Annotated in this window: 19 protein-coding genes; 14 read left to right on the forward strand and 5 right to left on the reverse strand. The window is 71.5% G+C overall.

Annotation, left to right across the window (positions count from 1 at the left end; translation table 11 throughout):
- Nucleotides 1-174 precede the first annotated feature (174 nt).
- The 10 genes from ACFVU9_RS25640 (at nucleotide 175) to ACFVU9_RS25685 (ending at nucleotide 12,160) form a co-directional block, all read left to right on the forward strand.
- Nucleotides 175-1,794, forward strand: a complete 1,620-nt coding sequence (locus ACFVU9_RS25640) for an ABC transporter substrate-binding protein (RefSeq protein WP_380438141.1) — start codon at nucleotides 175-177, stop codon at nucleotides 1,792-1,794.
- 70 nt (nucleotides 1,795-1,864) lie between these two features.
- The gene (locus ACFVU9_RS25645) at nucleotides 1,865-2,791 is read left to right on the forward strand and encodes an ABC transporter permease (protein ID WP_380438143.1); all 927 of its coding nucleotides are present in this window, start codon (nucleotides 1,865-1,867) and stop codon (nucleotides 2,789-2,791) included.
- Between the two features lie 76 nt (nucleotides 2,792-2,867).
- Nucleotides 2,868-3,782 carry an ABC transporter permease gene (locus ACFVU9_RS25650; RefSeq protein ID WP_380438272.1) on the forward strand — a complete coding sequence of 305 codons (915 nt, stop codon included), beginning with the start codon at nucleotides 2,868-2,870 and terminating at the stop codon, nucleotides 3,780-3,782.
- Nucleotides 3,783-3,798: 16 nt separating this feature from the next.
- Nucleotides 3,799-4,851: an ABC transporter ATP-binding protein gene (locus ACFVU9_RS25655; RefSeq protein WP_380438144.1), complete on the forward strand. Its 1,053-nt coding sequence runs from the start codon at nucleotides 3,799-3,801 to the stop codon at nucleotides 4,849-4,851.
- Nucleotides 4,841-5,938 carry an ABC transporter ATP-binding protein gene (locus ACFVU9_RS25660; RefSeq protein ID WP_387597140.1) on the forward strand — a complete coding sequence of 366 codons (1,098 nt, stop codon included), beginning with the start codon at nucleotides 4,841-4,843 and terminating at the stop codon, nucleotides 5,936-5,938. Before ACFVU9_RS25655 ends, ACFVU9_RS25660 begins: the two co-directional genes overlap by 11 nt.
- A 512-nt stretch (nucleotides 5,939-6,450) precedes the next feature.
- Complete coding sequence (locus tag ACFVU9_RS25665; RefSeq protein ID WP_380498029.1) at nucleotides 6,451-8,073, forward strand: ABC transporter substrate-binding protein; 1,623 nt, start codon at nucleotides 6,451-6,453, stop codon at nucleotides 8,071-8,073.
- 95 nt (nucleotides 8,074-8,168) lie between these two features.
- Nucleotides 8,169-9,113: an ABC transporter permease gene (locus ACFVU9_RS25670; protein ID WP_380438150.1), complete on the forward strand. Its 945-nt coding sequence runs from the start codon at nucleotides 8,169-8,171 to the stop codon at nucleotides 9,111-9,113.
- The gene (locus ACFVU9_RS25675; protein WP_380438152.1) at nucleotides 9,106-10,035 is read left to right on the forward strand and encodes an ABC transporter permease; all 930 of its coding nucleotides are present in this window, start codon (nucleotides 9,106-9,108) and stop codon (nucleotides 10,033-10,035) included. Before ACFVU9_RS25670 ends, ACFVU9_RS25675 begins: the two co-directional genes overlap by 8 nt.
- Nucleotides 10,036-10,098: 63 nt before the next feature.
- Complete coding sequence (locus ACFVU9_RS25680; RefSeq protein WP_387597196.1) at nucleotides 10,099-11,148, forward strand: ABC transporter ATP-binding protein; 1,050 nt, start codon at nucleotides 10,099-10,101, stop codon at nucleotides 11,146-11,148.
- On the forward strand, nucleotides 11,141-12,160 hold the full coding sequence (locus tag ACFVU9_RS25685; protein ID WP_380438153.1) for an ABC transporter ATP-binding protein: 1,020 nt from the start codon (nucleotides 11,141-11,143) through the stop codon (nucleotides 12,158-12,160). Before ACFVU9_RS25680 ends, ACFVU9_RS25685 begins: the two co-directional genes overlap by 8 nt.
- Nucleotides 12,161-12,245: 85 nt before the next feature.
- On the opposite strand, the gene ACFVU9_RS25690 is transcribed toward ACFVU9_RS25685, so the two are convergent.
- The 5 genes from ACFVU9_RS25690 to ACFVU9_RS25710 all read right to left on the reverse strand — a co-directional run bounded on the left by ACFVU9_RS25690 (nucleotide 12,246) and on the right by ACFVU9_RS25710 (nucleotide 18,477).
- Nucleotides 12,246-13,958 (reverse strand): ABC transporter family substrate-binding protein, encoded by a 1,713-nt coding sequence (locus ACFVU9_RS25690; RefSeq protein ID WP_387597145.1) that lies wholly within the window; start codon nucleotides 13,956-13,958, stop codon nucleotides 12,246-12,248.
- Nucleotides 13,959-14,132: 174 nt separating this feature from the next.
- Nucleotides 14,133-16,562, reverse strand: a complete 2,430-nt coding sequence (locus tag ACFVU9_RS25695) for a hypothetical protein (protein ID WP_387597147.1) — start codon at nucleotides 16,560-16,562, stop codon at nucleotides 14,133-14,135.
- Between the two features lie 239 nt (nucleotides 16,563-16,801).
- A complete protein-coding gene (locus ACFVU9_RS25700; RefSeq protein WP_380438159.1) occupies nucleotides 16,802-17,305 on the reverse strand; it encodes a DUF6113 family protein in 504 nt (167 codons plus the stop codon).
- Nucleotides 17,302-18,234 (reverse strand): N-acetyl-1-D-myo-inositol-2-amino-2-deoxy-alpha-D-glucopyranoside deacetylase, encoded by a 933-nt coding sequence (gene mshB, locus ACFVU9_RS25705; RefSeq protein WP_387597150.1) that lies wholly within the window; start codon nucleotides 18,232-18,234, stop codon nucleotides 17,302-17,304. Before mshB ends, ACFVU9_RS25700 begins: the two co-directional genes overlap by 4 nt.
- Before the next feature lie 48 nt (nucleotides 18,235-18,282).
- The gene (locus ACFVU9_RS25710; protein WP_380438163.1) at nucleotides 18,283-18,477 is read right to left on the reverse strand and encodes a DUF2304 family protein; all 195 of its coding nucleotides are present in this window, start codon (nucleotides 18,475-18,477) and stop codon (nucleotides 18,283-18,285) included.
- Between the two features lie 313 nt (nucleotides 18,478-18,790).
- On the opposite strand from ACFVU9_RS25710, the gene ACFVU9_RS25715 reads away from it, so the two are divergent.
- From ACFVU9_RS25715 to ACFVU9_RS25730, 4 genes are all read left to right on the forward strand, one after another.
- Nucleotides 18,791-20,944 (forward strand): prolyl oligopeptidase family serine peptidase, encoded by a 2,154-nt coding sequence (locus ACFVU9_RS25715; protein WP_387597153.1) that lies wholly within the window; start codon nucleotides 18,791-18,793, stop codon nucleotides 20,942-20,944.
- Between the two features lie 199 nt (nucleotides 20,945-21,143).
- Nucleotides 21,144-22,118, forward strand: coding sequence for an ABC transporter ATP-binding protein (locus tag ACFVU9_RS25720; protein ID WP_387597156.1), 975 nt, complete (start codon nucleotides 21,144-21,146; stop codon nucleotides 22,116-22,118).
- On the forward strand, nucleotides 22,115-22,837 hold the full coding sequence (locus ACFVU9_RS25725) for an ABC transporter permease (protein WP_387597159.1): 723 nt from the start codon (nucleotides 22,115-22,117) through the stop codon (nucleotides 22,835-22,837). Before ACFVU9_RS25720 ends, ACFVU9_RS25725 begins: the two co-directional genes overlap by 4 nt.
- 8 nt (nucleotides 22,838-22,845) lie before the next feature.
- Complete coding sequence (locus ACFVU9_RS25730; RefSeq protein WP_380498021.1) at nucleotides 22,846-24,105, forward strand: sensor histidine kinase; 1,260 nt, start codon at nucleotides 22,846-22,848, stop codon at nucleotides 24,103-24,105.
- Nucleotides 24,106-24,207: the final 102 nt, after the last annotated feature.

Consider the following 24,207-nt stretch of genomic DNA (forward strand, 5'->3'; position numbering starts at 1 on the left):
CCTTCCGGCATTCGGTAGGTCCGGTGCTGCGTAGATCCGGCGCTGCGTCGATCCGGCGCTGCGTCAACTCCGCGGGCGGTCACCGCACCCATCCGGGGGTACTCGACTCGCGCCGTCGCCGGGGCGCGCTTCTCATGGGGTGTGATGCGACACACACCCTGAGGAGGGACCTCCATGCCCGTAGCCGCCCGTGCTCGTTGGGTCCTCGCCGCTGCGACGTCCGTGGCCCTGGTGGCCACCGGGTGCAGCAGCAGCGGGGGCGGCAGCAGTTCGTCGGACACCAGCAAGACCTTCAGCTACCAGAGCAGTGAGCCGCAGAACCCGCTCCAGCCCGCCAACGCGAACGAGACCGGCGGCGGTCGCATCATCCAGAACCTGTTCAAGGGGCTCGTGGACTACGACCCCGGCACCGCGAAGATCCGCATGCAGGTCGCCGACAAGATCGACACCAGCGACTCGCAGACCTACACCGTCACGCTGAAGGACGGGTGGAAGTTCCACGACGGCACCCCGGTGCACGCCAAGAACTTCGTCGACGCCTGGAACTGGGGCGCGGCCACCACCAACAACCAGATCAACAGCTCCTGGTTCTCCGACATCGAGGGCTACAAGGACGTCCACCCGGCCACCGGCCAGCCGACCACGGACAAGATGTCCGGCCTGAGCGTCACCGACGACCTGCACTTCACGGTCAAGCTGAGCAACAAGGTCTCGTACTTCGAGTACAAGCTCGGCTACATCGCCTTCTCGCCGCTGCCGGACGGCTTCTTCAAGGACCCGGCCGGGTACGGGCAGAAGCCCGTCGGCAACGGGCCGTACCAGTTCGTCAGCTGGTCCCACAACCAGCAGGTGGTCACCAAGGCCTTCCCGGACTACCAGGGCGTGGACAAGCCGAAGAACGGCGGCGTCGTCTTCAAGATGTACAACACGTCCGAGGCCGCCTACGCCGACCTCCAGTCCAGCAACCTCGACGTGATGGACCAGGTGCCGCCGTCCGCGCTGGCCACCTACAAGAGCGACCTCGGCGACCGGGCGATCGACTCCCCCCAGGGCGCCATCCAGAACGTCGGGTTCACGCTCTACCAGGCCGACTGGTCCGCGCCCGACAAGGCCAAGGTCCGCCAGGGCATCTCGATGGCGATCGACCGCGACACCATCACCAAGACCGTGCTCCAGGGCTCCCGCAAGGCCGCCAGCGCCTGGGTGGCCGAAGGCGTCGAGGGCTACAAGGAAGGCGCCTGCGGCGACTTCTGCAAGTTCGACCCGGCCAAGGCGAAGACGCTGATCACCGAGGGCGGCGGTGTCCCCGGCAACAAGCTGACCATCCTGTACAACGCGGACGGCGGCCACAAGGAGTGGGTCGACGCGGTGTGCAACTCGATCCGGCAGAGCACCGGGGTGGACTGCACCGGCGACCCGAAGCCCGACTTCAAGACCGCGCGCGCGGCGATCACCGGGCACCAGGTCAACGGCATGTTCCGGACGGGCTGGGTGCAGGACTACCCGCTGAACGCCAACTTCCTCGCGGACGTGTACCGCACCGGCGCCGCGTCCAACGACACGGGGTACAGCAGCCCGCAGTTCGACCAGGCCGCCAAGCAGGCCGACGAGGCCGCCAGCGTCGCCGACACGGTCACCGGCTACCAGCAGGCCGAGGCGGTGCTGCCCGGCGACATGCCGGCCATCCCGCTCTGGTACTACCGCACCAACTCGGGCTACTCGACCAAGGTGCAGAACGTGAAGTTCGACTCCTTCGGCAACCCGGCCTGGACCCAGGTCGAGGTCAAGGGCTGATCCCCTCTCCCGCCGGCCCCGCCCTCACCGCACGGAGGGCGGGGCCCGGCCACCTCGGAAGGAGGCTCGGATGGGCAGTTACGTGCTGCGTCGGGTGCTGCAGATGATCCCGGTGTTCCTCGGCACCACGCTGCTGATCTTCCTGATGGTCTACACGCTGCCGGGCGACCCGGTGGCGGCGCTGTTCGGCGAGAAGGCCGCCGATCCGGCCGTGGTGGCCAGCATCAAGCACAAGTACTACCTCGACCAGCCGGTCTGGAAGCAGTACCTGCACTACATGGGCAACCTCTTCCAGGGGGACTTCGGGACCAGCTTCACCGGCCGTCCGGTCACCGACATCATGGCGGACGCCTTCCCGGTCACCATCCGGCTCGCGCTGCTGGCCTTCGTGTTCGAGATGGTCCTCGGCCTGTGCCTCGGGCTCGTCTCCGGCCTCAAACGCGGCAGCCTCCAGGACACCCTGGTGCTGATCCTCACCCTGCTGGTGATCTCCATCCCGGTCTTCGTGCTCGCGTACATCGCGCAGACGGTGTTCGCCACCAACCTGGGCTGGGTCACCCCGACGGTGCAGGACAGCTACGACCTGTCCCAGCTGCTCCTGCCGGCGATGGTGCTCGGCTCGCTCTCGCTCGCGTACGTCGCCCGGCTCACCCGCACCTCCATCGGCGAGAACCTGCGGGCCGACTACATGCGCACCGCGGTCGCCAAGGGCCTGCCCCGGCGGACCATCATCTCCCGCCACCTGCTGCGCAACTCGCTGATCCCGGTGGTCACGTTCCTCGGCACCGACCTGGGCGCCCTGATGGGCGGCGCGATCGTCACCGAGGGCATCTTCAACGTGCAGGGCATCGGCAACGTCCTGTACCGGGCGATCAACCAGAAGGAGGGGCCGACGGTGGTCGGCATCGTGACCGTCCTGGTGATCGTCTACCTGGTCGCCAGCCTCCTCGTCGACCTGCTCTACGCGGTCCTGGACCCGAGGATCCGCTATGCCTGACATCCATGACGAAGAGTCCTTCGAACCGCACCCCAAGCCCGGCGTCTCGCGCCTGGACTACGCGGGCGAGCAGGGCATGGCCGTCGAGCAGGACACCCTGGTCGAGGCCGACCCGGTCAAGCGCGAGGAGGCCCGCAGCCTCTGGGGCGACGCCTGGCGGGACCTGCGGCGGCGCCCGATCTTCCTGATCTCGGCGGTGCTCATCCTGCTGCTGGTCGTCATGGCGATCTTCCCGTGGGCGTTCACCGACGCCGACCCGCGCAAGGCCGACCTGGTGCACAACTACCTGCGCCGGCCGGACTGGTCGGACGTGTTCGGGGCCGGCTGGTTCGGCTACGACGGACAGGGCCGGTCGATCTTCGCCCGCGTCGTGTACGGCGCCCGCGCCTCGATCACCGTCGGCATCTGCGTCACCGCGGCGGTCACCGTGCTCGGCGGCCTGGCCGGCATGGTCGCCGGGTACTTCGGCGGCGGCGTGGACGCGGTGATCTCCCGGATCGTCGACATCTTCTTCGGGATCCCGCTGCTGCTCGGCTCGCTGGTGCTGCTGAACGCGTTCGCCACCCGCACGGTGTGGAGCGTGGTCATCGCCCTCGGCTTCCTCGGCTGGACCCAGATCGCCCGCGTCATGCGCGGCGCCGTGCTGACCGTCAAACAGGCCGACTACGTGGTGGCCGGACGGGCACTCGGGGCCGGGACCGGACGGCTGATGTTCCGGCACATCCTGCCGAACGCGATCGCGCCGGTGATCGTCGTCGCGACCATCGCGCTCGGCGGCTACATCGCGACCGAGGCGACGCTGAGCTTCCTCGGCATCGGCCTGCAGGACCCGACCATCTCCTGGGGCATCGACATCTCCTCCGCCCAGAAGGTGATCCGGACGGCGCCGTACGTCCTGTTCTTCCCGGCCGCGGCGCTCTCCGTCACCGTGCTGGCCTTCATCATGCTGGGCGACGCGGTGCGCGACGCCCTCGACCCGAAGCTTCGCTGAGCGAGGGGAACGCATCGTGACTACAGCTGTGGACACCACCGAACCCGGGCGGGACGCGCCGTACGAGGGACCGCTGCTCGACGTGCGCGACCTGCACGTCGAGTTCGTCACCCGGGACGGCGTGGCCCGGGCGGTCAACGGGGTCAACTACAGCGTCCGGGCGGGGGAGACGCTGGCGGTGCTCGGGGAGTCCGGGTCGGGCAAGTCGGTGACGGCGCAGGCGATCATGGGCATCCTGGACATGCCGCCGGCCCGCATCCCGCGCGGCGAGATCCGCTTCCGCGGCCAGGACATGCTGAAGATGGGCCGGGAGGAGCGGCGGCGCATCCGCGGCCGGAAGATCGCGATGATCTTCCAGGACGCGCTGTCCTCGCTCAATCCGGTGCTCAGCGTGGGCTTCCAGCTCGGCGAGATGTTCCGGGCGCACCAGGGGACGTCCCGCAAGGAGGCCAAGGACAAGGCCGTCGAGCTGATGGACCGCGTACGCATCCCGGCGGCGGCGCAGCGGGTGAACGACTACCCGCACCAGTTCTCCGGTGGCATGCGTCAGCGCATCATGATCGCGATGGCGCTGGCCCTCGAACCGGACCTGATCATCGCCGACGAGCCCACGACGGCGCTGGACGTGACGGTGCAGGCCCAGGTGATGGACCTGCTGGCGGAGCTCCAGGCGGAGTTCCAGATGGGCCTGATCCTGATCACCCACGACCTCGGCGTGGTGGCCGACGTCGCGGACAAGATCGCGGTGATGTACGCGGGGCGGATCGTCGAGACGGCGCCCGTGCACGAGTTGTACGCGCGCCCGGCCCACCCGTACACCCGGGGCCTGCTGGATTCGATCCCGCGACTGGACCAGAAGGGCCAGGAGCTCTACGCCATCAAGGGGCTGCCGCCCAACCTGCTGCGGATCCCGAAGGGCTGCGCGTTCAACCCGCGCTGCCCGCGGGCGCAGGACGTCTGCCGGGCCGAGGTGCCGGAGCTGTACCCCGTGACCGAGGAGGACGGCACCGCGCTGGCCGGGCGGGGCAGCGCGTGCTTCTTCTGGAAGGAGACCCTCCATGGCCGGTAACGGGGCGAGTGCGCTGGGGGCGACCACGGCGGCGGCGACCACGCCGGAGGAGCTCGTGTTCGACCAGAACGTGGCGCGCGGCGAGCCGATCCTCGAAGTCCGCGACCTGGTCAAGCACTTCCCGCTGACGAAGGGGGTGCTGCTCAAGAAGCAGGTCGGCGCGGTGAAGGCGGTGGACGGGGTCTCCTTCGACCTGATGCAGGGGGAGACGCTGGGCATCGTGGGCGAGTCGGGCTGCGGGAAGTCCACGCTGGCGAAGGTGCTGATGAGCCTGGAGCCGGCCACCGGGGGATCCGTCCGGTACAAGGGCGAGGAGATCTCCCGGCTGTCGGGGTCGGCGCTGAAGGCCGTGCGGCGGAACATCCAGATGGTGTTCCAGGACCCGTACACGTCGCTGAACCCGCGCATGACGGTCGGGGACATCATCGGAGAGCCGTTCGAGATCCACCCGGAGGTGGCGCCGAAGGGCGACCGCCGCAAGGCCGTTCAGGATCTGCTGGACGTCGTCGGGCTCAACCCGGAGTACATCAACCGGTATCCGCACCAGTTCTCCGGCGGTCAGCGTCAACGCATCGGCATCGCCCGGGGGTTGGCGCTCAAGCCGGAGATCATCATCTGTGACGAGCCGGTCTCCGCCCTGGACGTGTCCGTCCAGGCGCAGGTGATCAACCTGCTGGAGAAGCTCCAGGGCGAGTTCAACCTCTCGTACATGTTCATCGCGCACGACCTCTCGATCGTCCGGCACATCTCCGACCGCGTCGGCGTGATGTACCTCGGCAAGATGGTCGAGATCGGCTCCGACGCGGAGATCTACGACCACGCCACCCACCCGTACACCCAGGCGCTGCTGTCGGCCGTGCCGGTGCCCGACCCGACCGCGCGGGAGTCGCGGGACCGGATCGTGCTGACCGGGGACGTCCCCTCGCCGGCGAACCCGCCGTCGGGCTGCCGCTTCCGCACGCGCTGCTGGAAGGCGCAGGAGCGGTGCGCGGTGGAGGTCCCGCTGCTCGCGGCGCCGTCGTGGCTGGACGGGGCGGCCCGGCACGAGTCGGCGTGTCACTTCGCGGCGGAGCGCGAGATCGGGTAGAGCGCGGCGGAGCGCGAGATCAGGTAGAGCGCGGCGGAGCGCGAGATCGGGTAGAGCGCGGCCGAGCGGGACAACGGGAGGGGGGCCGCCGCGGCCGGGTAACAATTCGGTCGACGTCGCGGCAAGGCGGCGCACACCAAGGGCGCGTCCTCGATTCGAGGGCGCGCCCTGCGCTGTGCTGCGCAAACGCCGGAAAAAGATCGATTACTCCTCGTAAACGCGCGAATACCGGAGATCATCGTCCGCCTTCCGGAGATCGGAACGGGTGATCCCGTATGCGATATGCGGGAATTTGGCGAGCATTGTCCGGGCCGGGTCCGGCGCGTAATTGAAAAGAGATGTGACGCGGATTCCGAAAGCCGGTCGGTTGATCGATAGTTGCTTTGCGCGTATCAGTGGTCACCTCGCCAACTGTGCGGATCGGCCCTGAGATGTCGGCCTCCGTCACGCCCGGCACACCGAGTGGCGGGGCCGCCGTTCGTTCGCAAGCCCCCAAAACGAGGAGCAGTTGAATGAGGCTCACCAAGACGATGCGCCTGACCGCCCTGGCGGCCTGCACGGCGCTCGCGATCTCCGCGTGCACCACGGGCAGCGACAAGAAGCCCCCGGCCGGCAAGACCGGCGGGTCGATCAGCGTCCAGCTGGGTGAGCCGCAGAACGGCCTGGTCCCGCAGAACACCGCGGAGTCCGAGGGCACCCAGGTCGAGTACGCGCTCTTCACCGGGCTGGTCGACTACGACCCCAAGACCAGCACGCCCAAGCTCGCCATGGCCGAGTCGATCGACTCCCCGGACTCCACCGTCTGGACGATCAAGCTCAAGGACGGCTACACGTTCCACAACGGCGAGAAGGTGACCGCGCAGTCCTTCGTCGACGCCTGGAACTGGGGCGCCGACCAGGACAACGCCGCGCAGGCCCTGCCGTTCTTCGACAAGGTCCTCGGCTCCGACGAGCTCGCGCCCGGCAAGGACAAGAAGCCCACGGCCACGGCGCTCAAGGGCCTCAAGGTCGTGGACGACAAGACCTTCACCGTCACCCTCAAGGCGCCGTTCTCGCAGTTCAAGACCATGCTCGGGTACAACGCCTTCTACCCGCTCCCGAAGGCGTTCTTCAACGACCCGAAGGCCTTCGGCGACAACCCGATCGGCAACGGCCCGTTCCAGATGGACGGCCCGTGGCAGCACAACCAGCAGATCAAGGTCAAGCGCTACGACAACTACCCGGGCAAAAAGGCCAAGCTCGATTCGGTCACCTTCAAGATTTACGACAAGCTGGAAACCGCGTACAACGACCTCCGCGCGGACAACATCCAGATCACCAACAAGCTGCCGATCTCGGCGATGGCGACGGTGGCCCAGGAGTTCGGTGACCGCTACATCTACCAGCCGGAATCCGGCGTCGGCTACATCGGGTTCCCGATCGCGACCAACAAGGCGTTCGCGAGCCCCGACCTGCGCAAGGCGATCTCGATGGCGATCGACCGCGAGGCCATCACCAAGACGATCTTCTCCGGCACCCGCAAGCCGGCCGACGACTTCGTCAACCCGATCATCCCGGGTTACCGCCAGGGCGCGTGCGGCGACGCCTGCAAGTACGACCCGGCGAAGGCGAAGGCGCTCTACACCCAGTCCGGCGGCCTGCCCGAAAACAAGCTGGAGATCGGCTACAACGCGGACGGCGGCCACAAGGAGTGGATCGAGGCCGTCGGCAACCAGCTGAAGAACAACCTCGGGATCGACGTCACCTTCAAGCCGTTCGAGAAGTTCGGCAAGATCCTCGACGCGCTGGGGGCCAAGCAGTACTCCGGCGCCTTCCGCATGGCCTGGTCGATGGACTACCCGTCGATCGAGGACTACCTGCGCCCGATCTTCTCGAAGATCGCCATCGACAACGGCTCCAACTACGGCGGCTACGTCAACGAGGACTTCGAGGCGCTGCTCGCCAAGGCCGACCAGGCGAAGACCGAGGACGAGGGCCTGAAGCTGTACCAGCAGGCCGACGACATCCTGCTCAAGGAGCTGCCGTACATCCCGGTGTACACCTACATGAGCTCCGGGGCGTACACCAAGACCGTCAAGAACGTCATCATCGACGCCCAGAACCGGATCGACCTGACCTCCGTCGAACTCGCCTGACCCGACTCCCGCTGACCGGTGCGTCCCGCAGGGCGGCGCGGGAAACCCCCGTGCCGCCCGCCGGTGACGCGCCCCAACCACGAGGAGGCCGCCACATGGGCCGCTATGTGGTCCGTCGGGTCATCCAGGCCGTACCTGTGATCCTCGGCGCGACGTTCCTGATCTACGCACTGGTCTTCCTGCTGCCCGGTGACCCCATCCAAGCGCTGGCCGGTGAGAAACGCGCGGACCCGACGGTCGTCGCGATGCTGCACGACCGGTACCACCTGGACGATCCGTTCTTCCTCCAGTACTGGCACTACCTGGTCGGCCTGTTCCAGGGCGACTTCGGCGAGGACTACCGCGGCCACGCCGTCGTCGACGTGATGACGCGGGCCTTCCCGTACACCATCAACCTGGCCGGGACCGCGCTGGTCATCGAGATGGCGGTGGGCGTTACCGCCGGTGTGGTCGCCGCCCTGCGGCGCGGCCGGTTCATCGACAACCTGGTGCTGATCTCGACCCTGATGGTCATCTCGATCCCGACCTTCGTGATCGGCTTCGTGCTCCAGTTGCTCCTCGGGGTGAAGCTCCACAACGACTACGGCATCGACTTCTTCCCGGTCTCGTTCAACGAGGACGACGGCTTCCGCGCGTACCTCCTGCCGGCCTTCGTGCTCGCGTCCACCTCGCTCGCCTACATCGCCCGGCTCACCCGGACCAGCCTGACCGAGGTGATGCGGGCCGACTACGTGCGCACGGCGGTGGCCAAGGGCCTGAGCCCGCTGCGCGTCGTGGTGCGGCACGGGCTGCGCAACGCGCTGATCCCGATCGTCACCTACCTCGGCATGGACCTGGGGTCGCTGATGGGCGGCGCGGTGATCACCGAGGGCATCTTCAACATCCCCGGGATCGGGCACCAGCTGTTCCAGTCGGTGTACCTGCGCGAACGCACCATCGTGGTGGGCGTCGTGAGCGCCCTCGTCATGGTGTACCTCCTCACCAACCTGGTGGTCGACCTGCTCTACGCCGTTCTTGACCCGAGGATCCGCTATGAGTGAGCCGACGAACGCGCTGGACACGACGGCCCCGGTGACCGCGGCGGCGGCCGCCAAGGGCGACAAGGAGCGGGTGGGCAGCCTCTGGACGGACGCCTGGTACGACCTGCGGCGCAACCCGCTCTTCATCATCGGCGGGCTGCTGGTGCTGCTCATGGTGGTGATGGCCGTCGCCCCGCAGCTGTTCACCGACAAGGACCCGAACTCGGCCGGCTTCTGCGAACTCTCGTCCTCGCTGCAACGCCCCTCCGCGGACCACTGGTTCGGCTTCGACGTCCAGGGCTGCGACGTCTACACCCGGACGATCTGGGGCGCCCGCAACTCGATCATCGTCGGCATCCTGACCACGTCGCTGGTGGTCCTGGTCGGCGGCACGCTCGGGCTGCTGGCCGGCTGGATGGCCGGGTTCTGGGACAGCCTCCTGTCGCGCATCACCGAGATCTTCTTCGCGATCCCGCTGCTGCTCGGCGGCATGCTCATCATGTCGACCTGGCAGAAGGGCAACGCCTGGACGGTCTCGGCGGTGATGGCGGTGCTCGGCTGGCCGCAGATCTACCGGCTGATGCGCTCGGCGGTGATCTCCAACAAGCACAACGACTACGTGGTCGCCGCGCGCGCGCTCGGGGCCGGCACCGGGCGGATCGTCACCCGGCACATCCTGCCGAACGCGGTGGCGCCGGTGATCGTCGTCTCGACCATCAACCTCGGCGTGTTCATCGGCGCCGAGGCCGCGCTGTCCTACCTGGGCATCGGCATCCAGTCCCCGGCGATCTCCTGGGGCCTGATGATCAGCGACGCCCAGTCCCGCTTCCTGAACGCCCCGCACGTACTGCTCTTCCCGGCCGCCGTGCTGAGCATCACCGTGCTGGCGTTCATCATGCTCGGCGACGCGGTGCGCGACGCCCTCGACCCCAAGCTGCGCTGAGGAGGGCCGCGGACCATGACTGACACGACGAAGCCGTCCGGCACGAGGGACGGCGGGGCGCGCCTGAGCGCGATCGAGGTGACCGGCCCGCGCCGGGAGAACCTGGTGCCCGGCACGCCGCTGCTCGAAGTCGACGACCTGCACGTCGAGTTCGTCACCCGGGACGGCATCGCCAAGGCCGTCAACGGCGTCAGCTACTCGGTGTCGGCCGGGGAGACGCTGGCGGTGCTCGGCGAGTCCGGTTCGGGCAAGTCGGTGACGGCGCAGGCGATCATGGGCATCCTGGACATGCCGCCGGGGCGGATCACGGCCGGCAAGGTGCTGTTCCGGGGCCAGGACCTGCTGACGATGAGCCCCAAGGCCCGGCGCGCGGTGCGCGGCCGGAAGATCGCGATGATCTTCCAGGACGCGCTGTCCTCGCTCAACCCGGTCCTCAGCGTGGGCTACCAGCTCGGCGAGATGTTCCGGGTGCACCAGGGCGCCTCGCGCAAGGAGGCGAAGGACCGCTCGGTCGAGCTGATGGAGCGGGTGCGCATCCCGGCGGCGGCGCAGCGGGTGGACGACTTCCCGCACCAGTTCTCCGGCGGCATGCGCCAGCGCATCATGATCGCGATGGCGCTCTCGATGGAGCCCGACCTGATCATCGCGGACGAGCCCACCACTGCCCTGGACGTGACCGTCCAGGCCCAGGTGATGGACCTGCTGGCCGAGCTGCAGTCCGAGTTCCACATGGGGCTGATCCTGATCACCCACGACCTCGGCGTGGTGGCCGACGTCGCGGACAAGATCGCGGTGATGTACGCGGGGCGGATCGTCGAGACGGCGCCCGTGCACGAGCTGTACGCGCGCCCGGCCCACCCGTACACCCGGGGGCTGCTCAACTCGATTCCCCGGCTGGACCAGAAGGGGCAGAACCTGTACGCCATCCAGGGCCTGCCGCCGAACCTCCTGCACATTCCGGCCGGCTGCGCGTTCAATCCGCGCTGCGACCGGGTGCAGGACCGCTGCCGGTCCGAACTTCCGCCGCTCGTCCCGGTGCTGGACGCGGAGGGCAGGGACCTGCCGGGCCGGCACAGCGCCTGCCACTTCTGGAAGGAGACCCTCCGTGGCTGAGCCGATCCTGGAGGTCCGGGACCTGGTCAAGCACTACCCGCTGACGCAGGGGATCCTCTTCAAGCGGCAGGTCGGCGCGGTGAAGGCGGTGGACGGCATCTCCTTCGACCTGGTCACCGGGGAGACGCTGGGCATCGTCGGCGAGTCCGGCTGCGGGAAGTCCACGCTGGCCAAGGTGCTGATGAGCCTGGAGCGGGCGACCGCGGGCCAGGTGCGCTACAAGGGCCAGGACATCACCCGGCTGTCGGGGTCGGCGCTGAAGGCCGTGCGGCGGAACATCCAGATGGTGTTCCAGGACCCGTACACCTCGCTGAACCCGCGCATGACGGTCGGCGACATCATCGGCGAGCCGTTCGAGATCCACCCGGAGGTGGCTCCGAAGGGCGACCGCCGCAAGGCCGTCCAGGATCTGCTGGACGTCGTCGGGCTCAACCCGGAGTACATCAACCGGTATCCGCACCAGTTCTCCGGCGGTCAGCGTCAACGCATCGGCATCGCCCGGGGGTTGGCGCTCAAGCCGGAGATCATCATCTGCGACGAGCCGGTGTCGGCGCTCGACGTGTCCGTCCAGGCGCAGGTGATCAACCTGCTGGAGCAGCTGCAGACCGAATTCGGCCTGTCGTACATGTTCATCGCGCACGACCTCTCGATCGTCCGGCACATCTCCGACCGCGTCGGCGTGATGTACCTCGGCAAGATGGTCGAGATCGGCTCGGAGGACGAGATCTACGCCCATCCGACCCACCCGTACACCCAGGCCCTGCTGTCGGCCGTGCCGGTGCCCGACCCGACCGGCCGCGAGCAGCGCGAGCGCATCCTGCTCAGCGGCGACCTGCCGTCGCCGGCGAACCCGCCGTCCGGCTGCCGCTTCCGCACCCGCTGCTGGAAGGCGCAGCAGCGGTGCTCCGAGGAGGTGCCGCTGCTCGCGGTGCCCGCGCTGCTGGAGGGCCCGGCCGCGCACGAGTCGGCCTGCCACTTCGCCGAGGTGCGGGACGTGATCGGGAGCGCCTGAGCCCGTTCCCCGGCCGGGTCGCGGAGTCCGTCGACTCCGCGGCCCGGCCGCGTGGTTCCGGGGGGCCGTCAGCCCCCGGGGGCGGTCACTTCTCGAAGCCGACGTTCTCCCAGACGATGTCGGACAGGCCCTGCGCGCCGATGTTGGCGAGGTTGGCGCGGGCGCCGTACAGCTGCGGCCGCTGGTAGAGCGGGAGCATCCCGGCCACCTTCCACAGCTCGGCGTCGGCCTGGTTGATGGCCTCGGAGGCGGTGGCGGTGTCCGGCGCGGCGGCGGCCCGGTCGAGGGCGGCGTCGACGGCGGCGCTGCCGGTGCCGGCGTGGTTGTTGCCGCTGTTCTGGACGAAGCTGGCGCGGCTGCCACTGGCGGGGAAGGGCGTGCCGAGCAGCGCGTACACGGCGAGGTCGAAGTCCTGGCGGTTGACGTACTTGTCGAAGAACTCGTTCGGGCCGGCCTGGACGGTGGTGACCTTCACGCCGACGCCCTTGAGCATCCCGGTGAGGCTCGCGGCCTCGCTCTGGGCGGTGGCGACGCCGGCCGGGACGACCAACCGCAGGTTCAGCTCGCGGCCGTCCTTGTGGCGGACGTCGCCGTCGAGCTTCCAGCCGGCCGCGTCGAGCTTGCGGCGGGCCTCGGCGGGGTCGTAGCGGCTGAGGCCGAGCGAGTTGTCGCGGTAGGCGTTCTGGTTGGCGACCAGCAGGTGGTTGTTGAGCGTGGCCGGCGGCCAGTCCAGGCCCTTGAGGTCCTCGCGGGCGATCGCGTCCCGGTCGATCGCCTGGAACACGGCCTGGCGCACGGTCGCGTCGGTGAGCAGCGGGCTGCGGCCGTTGAGGGTGAGCTGGCGGAAGTCCGGCCCGCCGGCCCGCCGGACGACGGCGCCCTTGGTGCGCTTGATGGCCTCGTACCCGGCCACGTCCGGGCCGTTGTTGAAGAGGTCGATGTCGCCGCGGCCGAAGGCGGCGGCCATCGTCGCGGGCGTCATGGCGTGGAAGACGATGCGGTCCAGCAGCGGCTTGTCGCCCCACCAGGCCGGGTCGGCGACCAGGGTGACGGTCTGGGCCGCCGGGTCCAGCTTCTCGACCTTGAACGGGCCCGCGGTGACCGGGATGGCGTCCAGGTAGGCGGTGTTGAACAGGTCGGGGCCGCTCACCCTGCTCGCCGGCAGCAGCGGGGCGTTGGCGGCGCCGTTGAACATCGACTGCCACTCGGAGAAGGGCTGGTCGAAGGTCATCACGGCCTGGAAGTCGTCCTTGCCGGGCACCACCGAGGAGACCAGCTCGAAGCCGGTGCTGCTGGAGGACTTGTACGCCGGGTCCTTGCCGTTCATCGCGCGCCAGTCGGCCTCGATGTCGCGCCAGGTGATCGGGGTGCCGTCGGACCAGTGGGCCTTCGGGTTGAGCGTCCAGACGACCACCTGGTGGCCGTCCCTGAGCTCGGCGTGGGCGTCCTGGAGGTAGGCCGGGTTAGGGGTCTGGGTGCCGGCCGCGTCGGAGCGGAAGAAGGTGGGCAGCAGCGCCTTGGTGACGCTGCCGGTCGAGGACTCGGTGCCGTCGGCGTGGATCGGCGACCACTGGTGGGAGAACTGGGTGATCGCGAGGTTCAGGGTGCCGCCCTGGCGCAGCTGGGCGCGGTCGCGCGGATTGATGTCCGTCGCGGTGGACTTGGGCGACTTCGGGACGGACGCCATCGCGTCGCCGGGTGAGCCGTCCGGCTGGGACGCACACGAACAGAGCGTCAGCGAGAGCGCGAGCGCGGTGAGGCCGGCGAGCAGGGCCGTCCGGTGGTGGAGGCGGCCCATTGGCGTGCTCCCGAGGCAGGTGTGGCGGATGGTGTGGCGTCACATCTTGGCGAGCGGGACGGGAGTTGTCGAGGGGGAGGGCCGGGGAGCGGCCGAGGGGGCGGGCCGAGGGGCGGGCCCGCTCCTTCACGGGGAAGGCGGCGGACCCGCCCCTCGGCGGTCGGGCGCGGTCGCTCAGGCGACGGTGAACTTGAAGGTGCGGTCCTTGTCGCCGCTCTTGTCGAGCAGCGGGGTGAGCGCGTCGGCGACGTCCTGCGCGGTGATCGCCGCGGACTGGCCGTTCTTCTTGATCTTGACCTTGTCGAAGACGTTGCCGAGCTGGGCGTTGAGCGCGTCCAGGTCCCACTTGGGCGTCAGCTTGCCCGAGGCGTCCGGCACGAGGGTCAGCGCCTTGGCGGCGGTCAGCTTGCCGAAGTTAAACGTCTTGGCGCCGGCCGTGATGTGGATCGGGCCGCTGACCGCGGACTTGCCGAGGCCGTCCGCGGCGGCCTGCAGGGCCTGGGCGGAGACCTTCGGCTGGGCGGCCGTGACGTTCAGCGCGATCGGCTGGTCGGGCTTGCCGGCGGCGCGGTCGCGGTAGGCCTGCTCGACCACGGCGACGGCGCTCGCGGAGTCCAGCGCCTGACCGGCCTTGCCGGGCACGACGACCGGGTCGCCGGTGTCGCCGAACTTGACGTAGCCCTCCTGCAGGCCCTGGCCCGCCCCGGCGGCCAGGCCGTCGAGCGCGGCCTTGAGCTTGGCCCGGTCGACCTTGACCTCCGGCGCGACGTTCTTCGTGCCGCCCTGAAGCGACTTGATGACGTCGACCGGGCTGTAGCTGTGCTGGGTGAGGCCGTCGACGGTGGCCGTGGTGTCGAAGCCGAGTCCGGCGACGGTCGGGTCCAGGTCGACGCTCTGGTCGCCGATCTTCAGCTTGAGCGGCTGCTGGCCGGCCTTGCCCACCGTCTCGTCGAGCTGGTGGATGGCCTGGTCGCGGTTGTTGCCGCCGATGTCGGTGCCGAGCACCACGGTGCCCTTGGGGATGTCCGACTGGTTCAGCATCAGGCCGGTGCCGTACGCGGCGGCGCCGAGGAACAGGACGCCGCCGATGCCGTAGACGCCGAGCTTGACGATCTTCTTGCCGGCGCCGCCCTTCTTCTTGGCCTTGCCCTGCGCCTTGGCGGGCGCGGCCTTGGCGGGCTCCGCGGCGGCGGGGGCCGGGCCGCCGGCCTCCGGGCGGGGGCCGGGCGGGGGGGCCGGCAGCGGGGTGACCGCGGTGGCCTCCGGGTCGCGGCCGGGCTGCCGCGCGCCGGCCGGGGCGGCGCCGAACGGATCGGTGCCGAACGGGCCGGTGCCGAACGGGTCGGCGGGGGAGGCCTTGCCACCCGGCGCGCCCGGCGCGGCGGGGGCTCCGGGGAACAGGCCGCCGGGGGCGGCGAACGCGTCCTGGCCGGCGGGCGCACCGGGGCGCTGCGCGGCGAACGGGTCGGCGCCGGTGGGCGCGGAGGCGAACAGGCCCGGCTGCTGGCGGCCCTCGCCGGCACCCCGGCCGGCGCGCTGGGCGCCGTCCTGGGGCAGGCCGGGTATGGCGGCCGGCGCCGGAACGTCCTCGCGGATCGGCGCGAAGCCGTCGACGGAGGTGTCCTCGGGGTCGGCCGCGCCGCCGGCCGGGAAGGGCCGGGCGCCCTGCGGGCCGCGGTTCTGCGGGCGGCCGTCCGGGGCGCCGGCACCCTGCGGACCGCGCTTCTGCGGACGGCCGTTCTGCGGGCCGCGCGGACCGGCGGGGGTCGCCGCGGCGGGAGGAACGGGGGCGAACGGGTCGGCGGCGAACGGGGCCGCCGCGGCCTCGTACACGCCGGGCTCGTCGGCCCGGCCCTCCGGGCCGCCGAACGGCGCGGGAGCCGGGGCGGGCGCGGCGCCGTTGGCCTGCGCCTGGGCGGGGACCGGACGGCCGCCCTGCCGGGCGGAGCCCTGGCCGGAGCGCTGGGCGCCGTTCTGCGGGGCGCCGTCGGGGCGCGCGCCGTTCGGTTGGGGCTTGGGCCGGGCCTGGGCCTTGGCCTGCGGCTGGGCCTGGGGCTCGGCTCCGGCGCCCGGCGCACCGGCCGGGACCGGGGCGGGCGCGGCCTCGCCGGGCGCCGACGCGGCCTTCTTCTGCCGCGGCCGGAACCACGCGCCGGTCGACTCGGACTCGGAGGTCGCCGGCGGGATCGGCGGGATCTGCCACTCCGGCGGCAGGTTCGGCGGCGTCGCCGTGCGGCCGCCGCCCTCCATCACGCCGAGGACGGGGGAGGAGGGCGCGGAGCGGTGGCGCGCGCCGCCCGCCTCGGGGGCGGACGCCGGGGCCTCGTCGCCGGGGCCCTCCTCGTTCTTGACGGCGCTGCGGACGACGACCGGCGGGATCGGGCGCGAGCCGGGGATGTTGATCCGGACCCGGGTGGTCAGGGTGGTCTCGGTCTTCGGGACCTCGTCCTCGCCGCCCGACGCCGCGCCCTGGGCGGCACCGTTGCCGGCCCGGTCGCCGCCGGGCAGGCCCGGTGTGCCGTAGGGCGGGGTGCCCGACGGGTAGGCGTCCGGGCCCGTGCGCCGGGGCGTCGGGTGGGCGTTGTCAGATTCGCGGCTGCTCAATGCTGCTCTGCTCCGGGTTCGCGGGCGGGCCGTGCGGCGCGACCGCGGTTCGTGGTCGCCGGGCCTGGGGCGGGCGGCGGTCGGGTACGGCGTTCTGCGGCACCACCATACTGGGAAGAACTGAGCGGTGAACGGGTTCGGACAGATCCTGATACGTCCGGTTCCTCCGGTATGAGAGTACGGCCGTGTGGTCCTGACTGCGCGTCGTGCGCGGTACCGTACGCGCCGCACTCCCGGGCTCAGCGGGGCGGGTTGGGGACCCCGGGGAACCAGCTCGCGCGGGTGGGCAGGGTGGCGCAGATCACGCCCAGGATCGAGCCGGCGAACATCCAGGCGAGCGAGGTGGCATTGGGCCACAGCACGGTGTCGCCCTCCGGCCGCGGCACGATGACGACGACCAGGGCGATGAACCAGCCGGCCGCGGGCAGGGCGGCGCCCAGCCGGGTGCCGGTGACGCGCAGTCCGCCGTAGAAGGTGGCGGCGGTCGCGCCGAGCGCGAGCAGGACCCCCACGGGCGGCCACAAGGCCTGCACAAAGGATCCGCAGACCGAAACCGCGAAGCCGAGCGCGAAGAACAGGACATACGCCACGAACCGGGCGCCGCGCGGGGGCTGAGCCTCGGCCAGGCGCTCGTCCCGGGTGCCGAGGACGGTGGCGGCGAACGAGCGCTTCGGCGCCTGCGGCGGCTTCCGGTCGGCGGGGCCGGCGGACCCGGCCGGCGTGCGGTCGGCGGACTTGTTCATCGGGCGCCCTCCTCGGCGGTCGCCGCAGCGGTCTCTTCGGCGGTGGTGCGCTCGGCGTCCAGGCCGGCGAACAGGTCGCCCTCGGGCCGTCCGGGCCCCGCCTGCCCGCGCACCAGCTGGTAGTACTCGGTGGCCACCAGCGGCTGGCCGAGGTGGTTGGAGAGCGCGAACGAGGCGCCGTCCACGGTGATCTGGGTGACGTGCGCGGCCATCGCGGCGGCCTTCCGCCCGGCGTACGCGGCGCCGTCCACCGCGGTGGTGACCACCGCGTCGTCCACCACCCCGGGGACGTCCGACGGGGCGGCCGTGCCCGGGAAGGCCGCGCCGGCGGCGGTGGCGGCGAGCCCGGCCTCGATCACCGAGCGGGGCATCCGGTTCCAGTACACCTTGGCGATCCGCCAGGCCGGGCCGAGCCCGGGCCCGTACGCCGGGTCGGCCGCGAGGTCGTACGCGCGCATCGCGACCCGGTGCGCCTGGATGTGGTCCGGGTGCCCGTAGCCGCCGTTCTCGTCGTACGTGACCAGGACCTGCGGCCGCACCTCGCGGATCACGGCGACGAGGTGGCCGGCCGCCTCGTCCACGTCGGCCCGCCAGAAGCAGCCGGGCGCGTCGTTCTCGGGCACGCCCATCATCCCGGAGTCGCGGTAGCGCCCCGGGCCGCCGAGGAAGCGGAAGTCGGTGACGCCGAGGGCGGCCATGGCGTCGGTCAGCTCGCCGATCCGGTGCGCGCCGAGGGTGTCGTCCCGATCGGCCGTCAGGTGCGCCAACCCGGGCGGGATCACCTCGCCGCCCTCGCCGAGGGTGCAGGTCACCAGGGTGACGCGGGCGCCCTCGGCGGCGTACCGGGCCATGGTGGCGCCGTTGCCGATCGACTCGTCGTCGGGGTGGGCGTGCACCAGCAGCAGGCGGCGTCCGGTAGTCGAGGTCATGGGAGGAAGCCTAACGACCGGCCCGGCGGGCGCGGGAGCGCGCGCGGTTCAGAGCTTCAGGCCGTTGATCATCCCGGCGAGGTTGCTGGTGACCTGGCTGATCGACGGGGCGATGGAGCTGGACGCCAGGTAGAAGCCGAGCAGCGCGCAGATGATCGCGTGCGAGAGCTTCAGGCCGGAGCGGCGGACCATCACCACCACGATGACCAGCATCAGCATGGCTGCGGAGACGGACAAAGCCATGTCGGCTCACACCCCTTCTCGGGTGCGCCGCCCCCTGGGGAGGTCGGCGGTCGGACCGTGCGGGACTTGCGGTCGGGCGACCGGCGGTCCGGGACGGGGCCGGACGATCACCCGCCTGATCAGTCTTACCCGATGGGTGAGCGGAGCATTACGTTCGGTGAGTCCGCGCGCGCCGGGGTACGGCAGCACTCGTGGGGCGCATGGGCCGGTCGGAGGGGGTGCGGACCACTTTGGGGCGTACTTCCCGACGATGCTCCGAACGAGTGATCAAAACGCTCCCGGCAGCGCGCGCGAGAGGTCGTAGGGTCTGGCCATGACCTCCCACACCCCTGCGGACACCTTCCCCCGGCAGTACGCGCGGACCCTGCGCTACACCGTCGGCGCGCCCCGGTCGTTCTCCGTCGCACCAGACGGCTCCCGGGTCGTCTTCCTCCGCTCCCGCTCGGGCAGCGACCGGGCGAACCTGCTCTGGACCCTCGCCACCGCCACCGCCGAGGAGCGGATCGCCGCCGACCCGGCCGTCCTGCTCGGCGGCGGCGAGGAGGACCTCTCCCCGGCCGAGAAGGCCCGCCGCGAGCGCAGCCGCGAGGGCTCGGCCGGCATCGTCGGCTACGCCCTCGACGCGGCCGGCCGGCTGGCCGCCTTCGCCCTGTCCGGCCGCCTGTTCACCGCCGACCTCGTGACCGGCGCCACCGCCGAACTCCCCGCCGAGGGCCCGCTGCTGGACCCGCGCCCGTCCCCGGACGGCAGGTACGTCGCGTACGCCAACACCGCCGGCGAACTGCGGCTCACCCGCACCGACGGCAGCGGCGACCGCGCCCTCGCCGAGCCCGACGGGCCGAACGTCACGTGGGGGCAGGCCGAGTTCATCGCCCAGGAGGAGATGAGCCGCGACCGCGGCCACTGGTGGTCCCCGCAGGGCGACCGGCTGCTGGTCGAGCGCGCCGACGACACCCCGGTGCGCCGCTGGTGGATCGCCGACCCGGCCAACCCGGAGCGCGAGCCCGCCGAGGTCGCCTACCCCGCCGCCGGCACCGCCGACGCCGAGGTCGGGCTCTGGGTGTTCGACCTGGACGGCGGCCGCACCGAGGTCGACTGGGACCGCGCGGCCTTCCCCTACCTCGCCCGGGTGCACTGGTCCGGGGGCGGCGTGCCGCTGCTGCTCGTCCAGGCCCGCGACCAGCGCAGCCAGCGGATCCTCGGCCTCGACGTCGCCACCGGCGCCACCGAGGTGCTGTTCGAGGAGCACGACGACACCTGGCTGGAGCTGTTCCAGGGCGTTCCGGCCTGGACGCCGGACGGCAAGCTCGTGCGGATCTCCGACGAGGGCGGGGGCCGGGCGCTGGTGATCGGCGACCAGGCCGTCACCGGGGACGACCTGCACCTGCGCTCCGTCGTCGCGGTCACCGCCGACGAGGTGTTCTTCACCGCCTCCGGCGGCGCCGCCGAGACCGACCCCGAGCCCGGCTGGGTCGCCGTCGGCCGGATCGGCCACGACGGCAAGCGGCTCGCCTGGGAGGCCGCCAACGGCCGCCCGTTCACCTCCGTCACCACCGCCGTGCACGCGGCCGGCATCACCGTCCGGGCCACCGCCGAGCCCGACCTGCCCGGCAGCCTCGTCCAGGTCTCCCGGGACCTGCCCGAGGGCGTGGTCGTCGACGACGTCGCCACCATCGCCTCGTACGCCGAGACCCCGGTCATCACCGCCCGCCCGGTCTTCCGCTTCGCCGGCGAGCGCCGCATCCCCGCCGCCGTCTTCCTGCCCACCGGCTACGACCGCGAGCGCGACGGCCTGCTGCCCGTCCTCATGGACCCGTACGGCGGCCCGCACGGCCAGCGCGTCGTCCAGGCGCACAACCCGCACCTCACCTCGCAGTGGTTCGCCGACCAGGGCTTCGCCGTGATCGTCGCCGACGGGCGCGGCACCCCCGGGCGCGGTCCGGACTGGGAGAAGTCGATCGCCTTCGACTTCGCCGGGAGCACCCTGGACGACCAGGTGGACGCGCTCCAGGCGCTGGCCGGGGAGTTCCCGCTCGACCTCGGCAAGGTCGCCATCCGCGGCTGGTCCTACGGCGGCTACCTGTCCGCGCTCGCCGTGCTGCGCCGCCCGGACGTCTTCCACGCGGCCGTCGCCGGCGCGCCGGTGGCCGACTGGGAGCTGTACGACACCCACTACACCGAGCGCTACCTGGGCCACCCGGCCGAGCGGCCCGAGGTGTACGCGGCGAACTCGCTCACCGGGTACGCGGCCGGTCTGGAGCGCCCGCTGATGATCATCCACGGGCTCGCGGACGACAACGTGGTGGCCGCCCACACCCTGCGCCTGTCCTCCGCCCTGCTCGCCGCCGGCCGCCCGCACACCGTGCTGCCGCTGTCGGGCGTCACCCACATGACGCCGCAGGAGGAGGTCGCGGAGAACCTGCTGCTGCTCCAGGTCGACTTCGTGAAGCGCTCGCTGGGGATGTGACCCCGGCAGGGGCGCGCCAAAGCCCCTGACCAGCGGTTTCGGCGGCCGGTACCCCTGACGGGGGTACCGGCCGCCAGCATGACATCCGTCATACGGAACGCACGACGGCGGACACTGCCGCCGTACCCGGCCCGCGCGGGACTCTGAGGTGGTGCGAACGGCACCGGACGCGACACCACCAGGGGACAGGAGCAGGGCGATGGGCACGGATGTGGCCGCCTTCCGCGGCGTCGGCAAGAGCTACGGGCGGGTACGGGCTGTCGACGGGCTGGACCTCGTGCTGCGGCCGGGCGAGACCGTCGCCCTGCTCGGGCCCAACGGCGCGGGCAAGTCGACCAGCCTCGACCTGCTGCTCGGCCTGCGGGAGCCCGACCAGGGCACCGTCTCGCTGTTCGGCACCGGCCCGCGCGAGGCGATCGCGGCCGGGCGGGTCGGCGCGATGCTGCAGAGCGGCGGGCTGATGGCCGACGTCAAGGTCCGCGAACTGGTCAAGCTCGCCTGCGACGTCCACCCGCGCGGCCGCGAGGTCGCCCAGGTACTGACCGACGCGGGGGTCACCGAGCTGGCCGAGCGCCGGGTCGACAAGCTGTCCGGCGGCCAGGAGCAGCGGGTCCGCTTCGCCCTCGCGATCGCCGGCGACAGCGACCTGATCGTGCTGGACGAGCCCACCACCGGCATGGACGTCACCGTCCGGCAGGCGTTCTGGGCGAGCATGCGCGCCCAGGCCGACGCCGGGCGGACGGTGCTGTTCGCCACCCACTACCTGGAGGAGGCGGACTCGATCGCCGACCGCGTCCTGGTCCTGCACCGGGGCCGGCTGATCGCCGACGGCACCTCCGCGGAGATCAAGGCGCGTGCGGGCGCCCGCCGGGTGGCCTTCGAGCTCCACGACGCCGACCTCGCTCCGGACGCCGGCCCGTTCGACGGCGGCGTGCTGCGCACCCTGCCGGGCGTGCAGTCCCTGGACGTCACCGCCCGCGTGCCCGGCGTGCGGACGGTCCGGATCCGGACGGCGGACGCGGACGCGAGCGTCGCCGGGCTCTACCGGGCGGGCCTGTACCCGCGCGGACTGGAGGTCACCGGGCTGGGCCTGGAGCAGGCCTTCCTCACCATCACCGGCGAGCAGGACGACCGCGACGACCGGAACGCCGCCCCGAAGGAGACCGTGCGATGACCACCCTGATCCAGTTGGAGATCCTGCGGACCTTCCGCAACCGGCGCTACCTGTTCTTCACCGTCGCCTACCCGGCGCTGATGTACTTCTTCTTCATCCACGCCTACAGCTCCGCCAACCAGGCGGGCGGCCTCCCGGTGAAGACGTACTTCATGGTCTCGATGGCCACCTTCGGCGCGGTCGGCGCGGTGCTCACCGGCAACGCGCAGCGGATCTCGCTGGAGCGCAAGAGCGGCTGGACGCGCCAGCTGCGGCTGACGGCGCTGCCGGGCCGGGCGTACACCGTCGGCAAGATCGCGGCGAGCGCGGTGACCACGCTGCCGGCGATCCTGGTGGTGTTCGCGGTCGGCGCGAGCCAGGGCGTGTCGCTGGGCGCCGCGCAGTGGATCGGCCTCGCGGCCGCGCTGTGGCTGGGCAGCTTCGTGTTCGCCGCGCTCGGCGTGGCGCTCGGGTACGCGGCGGCGCCGGACTCGGTGCAGCCGATCGTGATGATCACCTACATGGCGATGGCGCTGCTCGGCGGCACCTGGTTCCCGGTGAGCGGTTCGCTGGAGAAGTTCGCCCGCTTCAACCCGGTGTTCCTGTACAACAAGCTGGCCGCCTTCACCCAGCCCGGGCACTCGCTGGACACCGTCGCCGTCGCGGGGCTGGCCGCCTTCCTCGCGGTGTTCGTCGCCGCCGCCACCGCCTTGTACCGGCGCGACACCCGACAGGCATGATGATCCACATGGACGACACCCGCCGCACCCACCGCACCGACGAGCAGCCGGAGGTGGGTGTGGCGCGCGCGTCGTTCATGAACGTCCCCGGATCCCCGGTGGAGACCAGGCGGCAGATGCTGGTCAAGGTCGCCTGGATGCTGCTGTGGATGCTCTACCTGGCCTACCCGGCGGGCGAGCTGCTGCGCGGCGGCCACAGCGAGGCCGCCCGGGTCTTCGGCTGGGTGTGCCTGGTCGGCTTCGTGGCCGCCTACGTCCTGCTGGTGATCTTCCGCTCGACGGCGGGGATGAAGCCGCGGGCCTGCCGGGTGATCGTCGCGATGATGGTCGTGCTCGCGGTCGTGGCCACCTTCGTCCTCGGCGGCACCTTCCTGACGCTCTTCATCTACGCCTCGGTCTGCCTCGCGATCATCACGCCGGTGCGGCTCGCGCCGCGCGCGCTCCTCGGCATGGCGGTGCTCACCGGCGCCACCGGCCTGGCCGTCGACGCCGGTTCGGACGCCACCACGACCTTCGCCCTCAGCGCCTTCCTCTCCGGCATCGCGATGACCGGCCTGCAGCGGCTCGTCGCCACCATGAAGGAGCTGCGCGAGGCCCGGGCCGCCGTCGCGCACCTGGCCGCCTCCGAGGAGCGGCTGCGGCTCGCCCGCGACCTGCACGACCTGCTCGGGCACTCGCTGTCGCTGATCACGCTGAAGAGCGAGCTCGCCGGGCGGTTCATGGACGCCGGGAAGGACGAGGCGGCGCGGGCGCAGGTCGCGGACATCGAGCAGGTGGCGCGGCAGTCGCTGATCGACGTCCGGGAGGCGGTGACCGGCTTCCGCCGGCCCACCCTGCCGGTCGAACTCGCCGCCGCCCGCACGGCGCTGGCCGCGGCGCAGGTGCGGCTGGACGCGTCGCCGGAGCTCGTCGACAGCTGGCCGGGCCTCGCCACCGAGGAGGCGGGCGCGCTGGCCTGGGCGCTGCGCGAGGCCGTCACCAACATCGTCCGTCACGGCGAGGGCGCCACTGTCTGCACCGTCACCGCCGACACGGCGTGGGAGGGCAGCGGCGAGCGCTTCGCCGTCCTGCAGATCACCGACGACGGGCGCGGCCCGGGCAAGTCCCAGCCGGGCAACGGCCTCTCGGGCCTGGACGAGCGCCTCGCCCTCGTCGGCGGCCGCCTGGAGAGCGGCCCGGGGGAGCGCGGCAAGGGCTTCCGGCTGCGCGCGATGGTGCCGCTGCGCGAGGTGCCGGCGCCGGTGACGCCGACGGCCGAGCGCTCGTAGGGGGAACGTAGAGGAGCCCGTGCGCGGGTGCGCACGGGCTCCTCCTGTTCACGGTGGGCGGACCGAGCCCCACGGGGTGCCGCCGGTCACCCCGGCCGCGGC

The sequence above is a fragment of the Kitasatospora sp. NPDC057936 genome (genome assembly GCF_042887525.1).
Lineage (GTDB): Bacteria > Actinomycetota > Actinomycetes > Streptomycetales > Streptomycetaceae > Kitasatospora.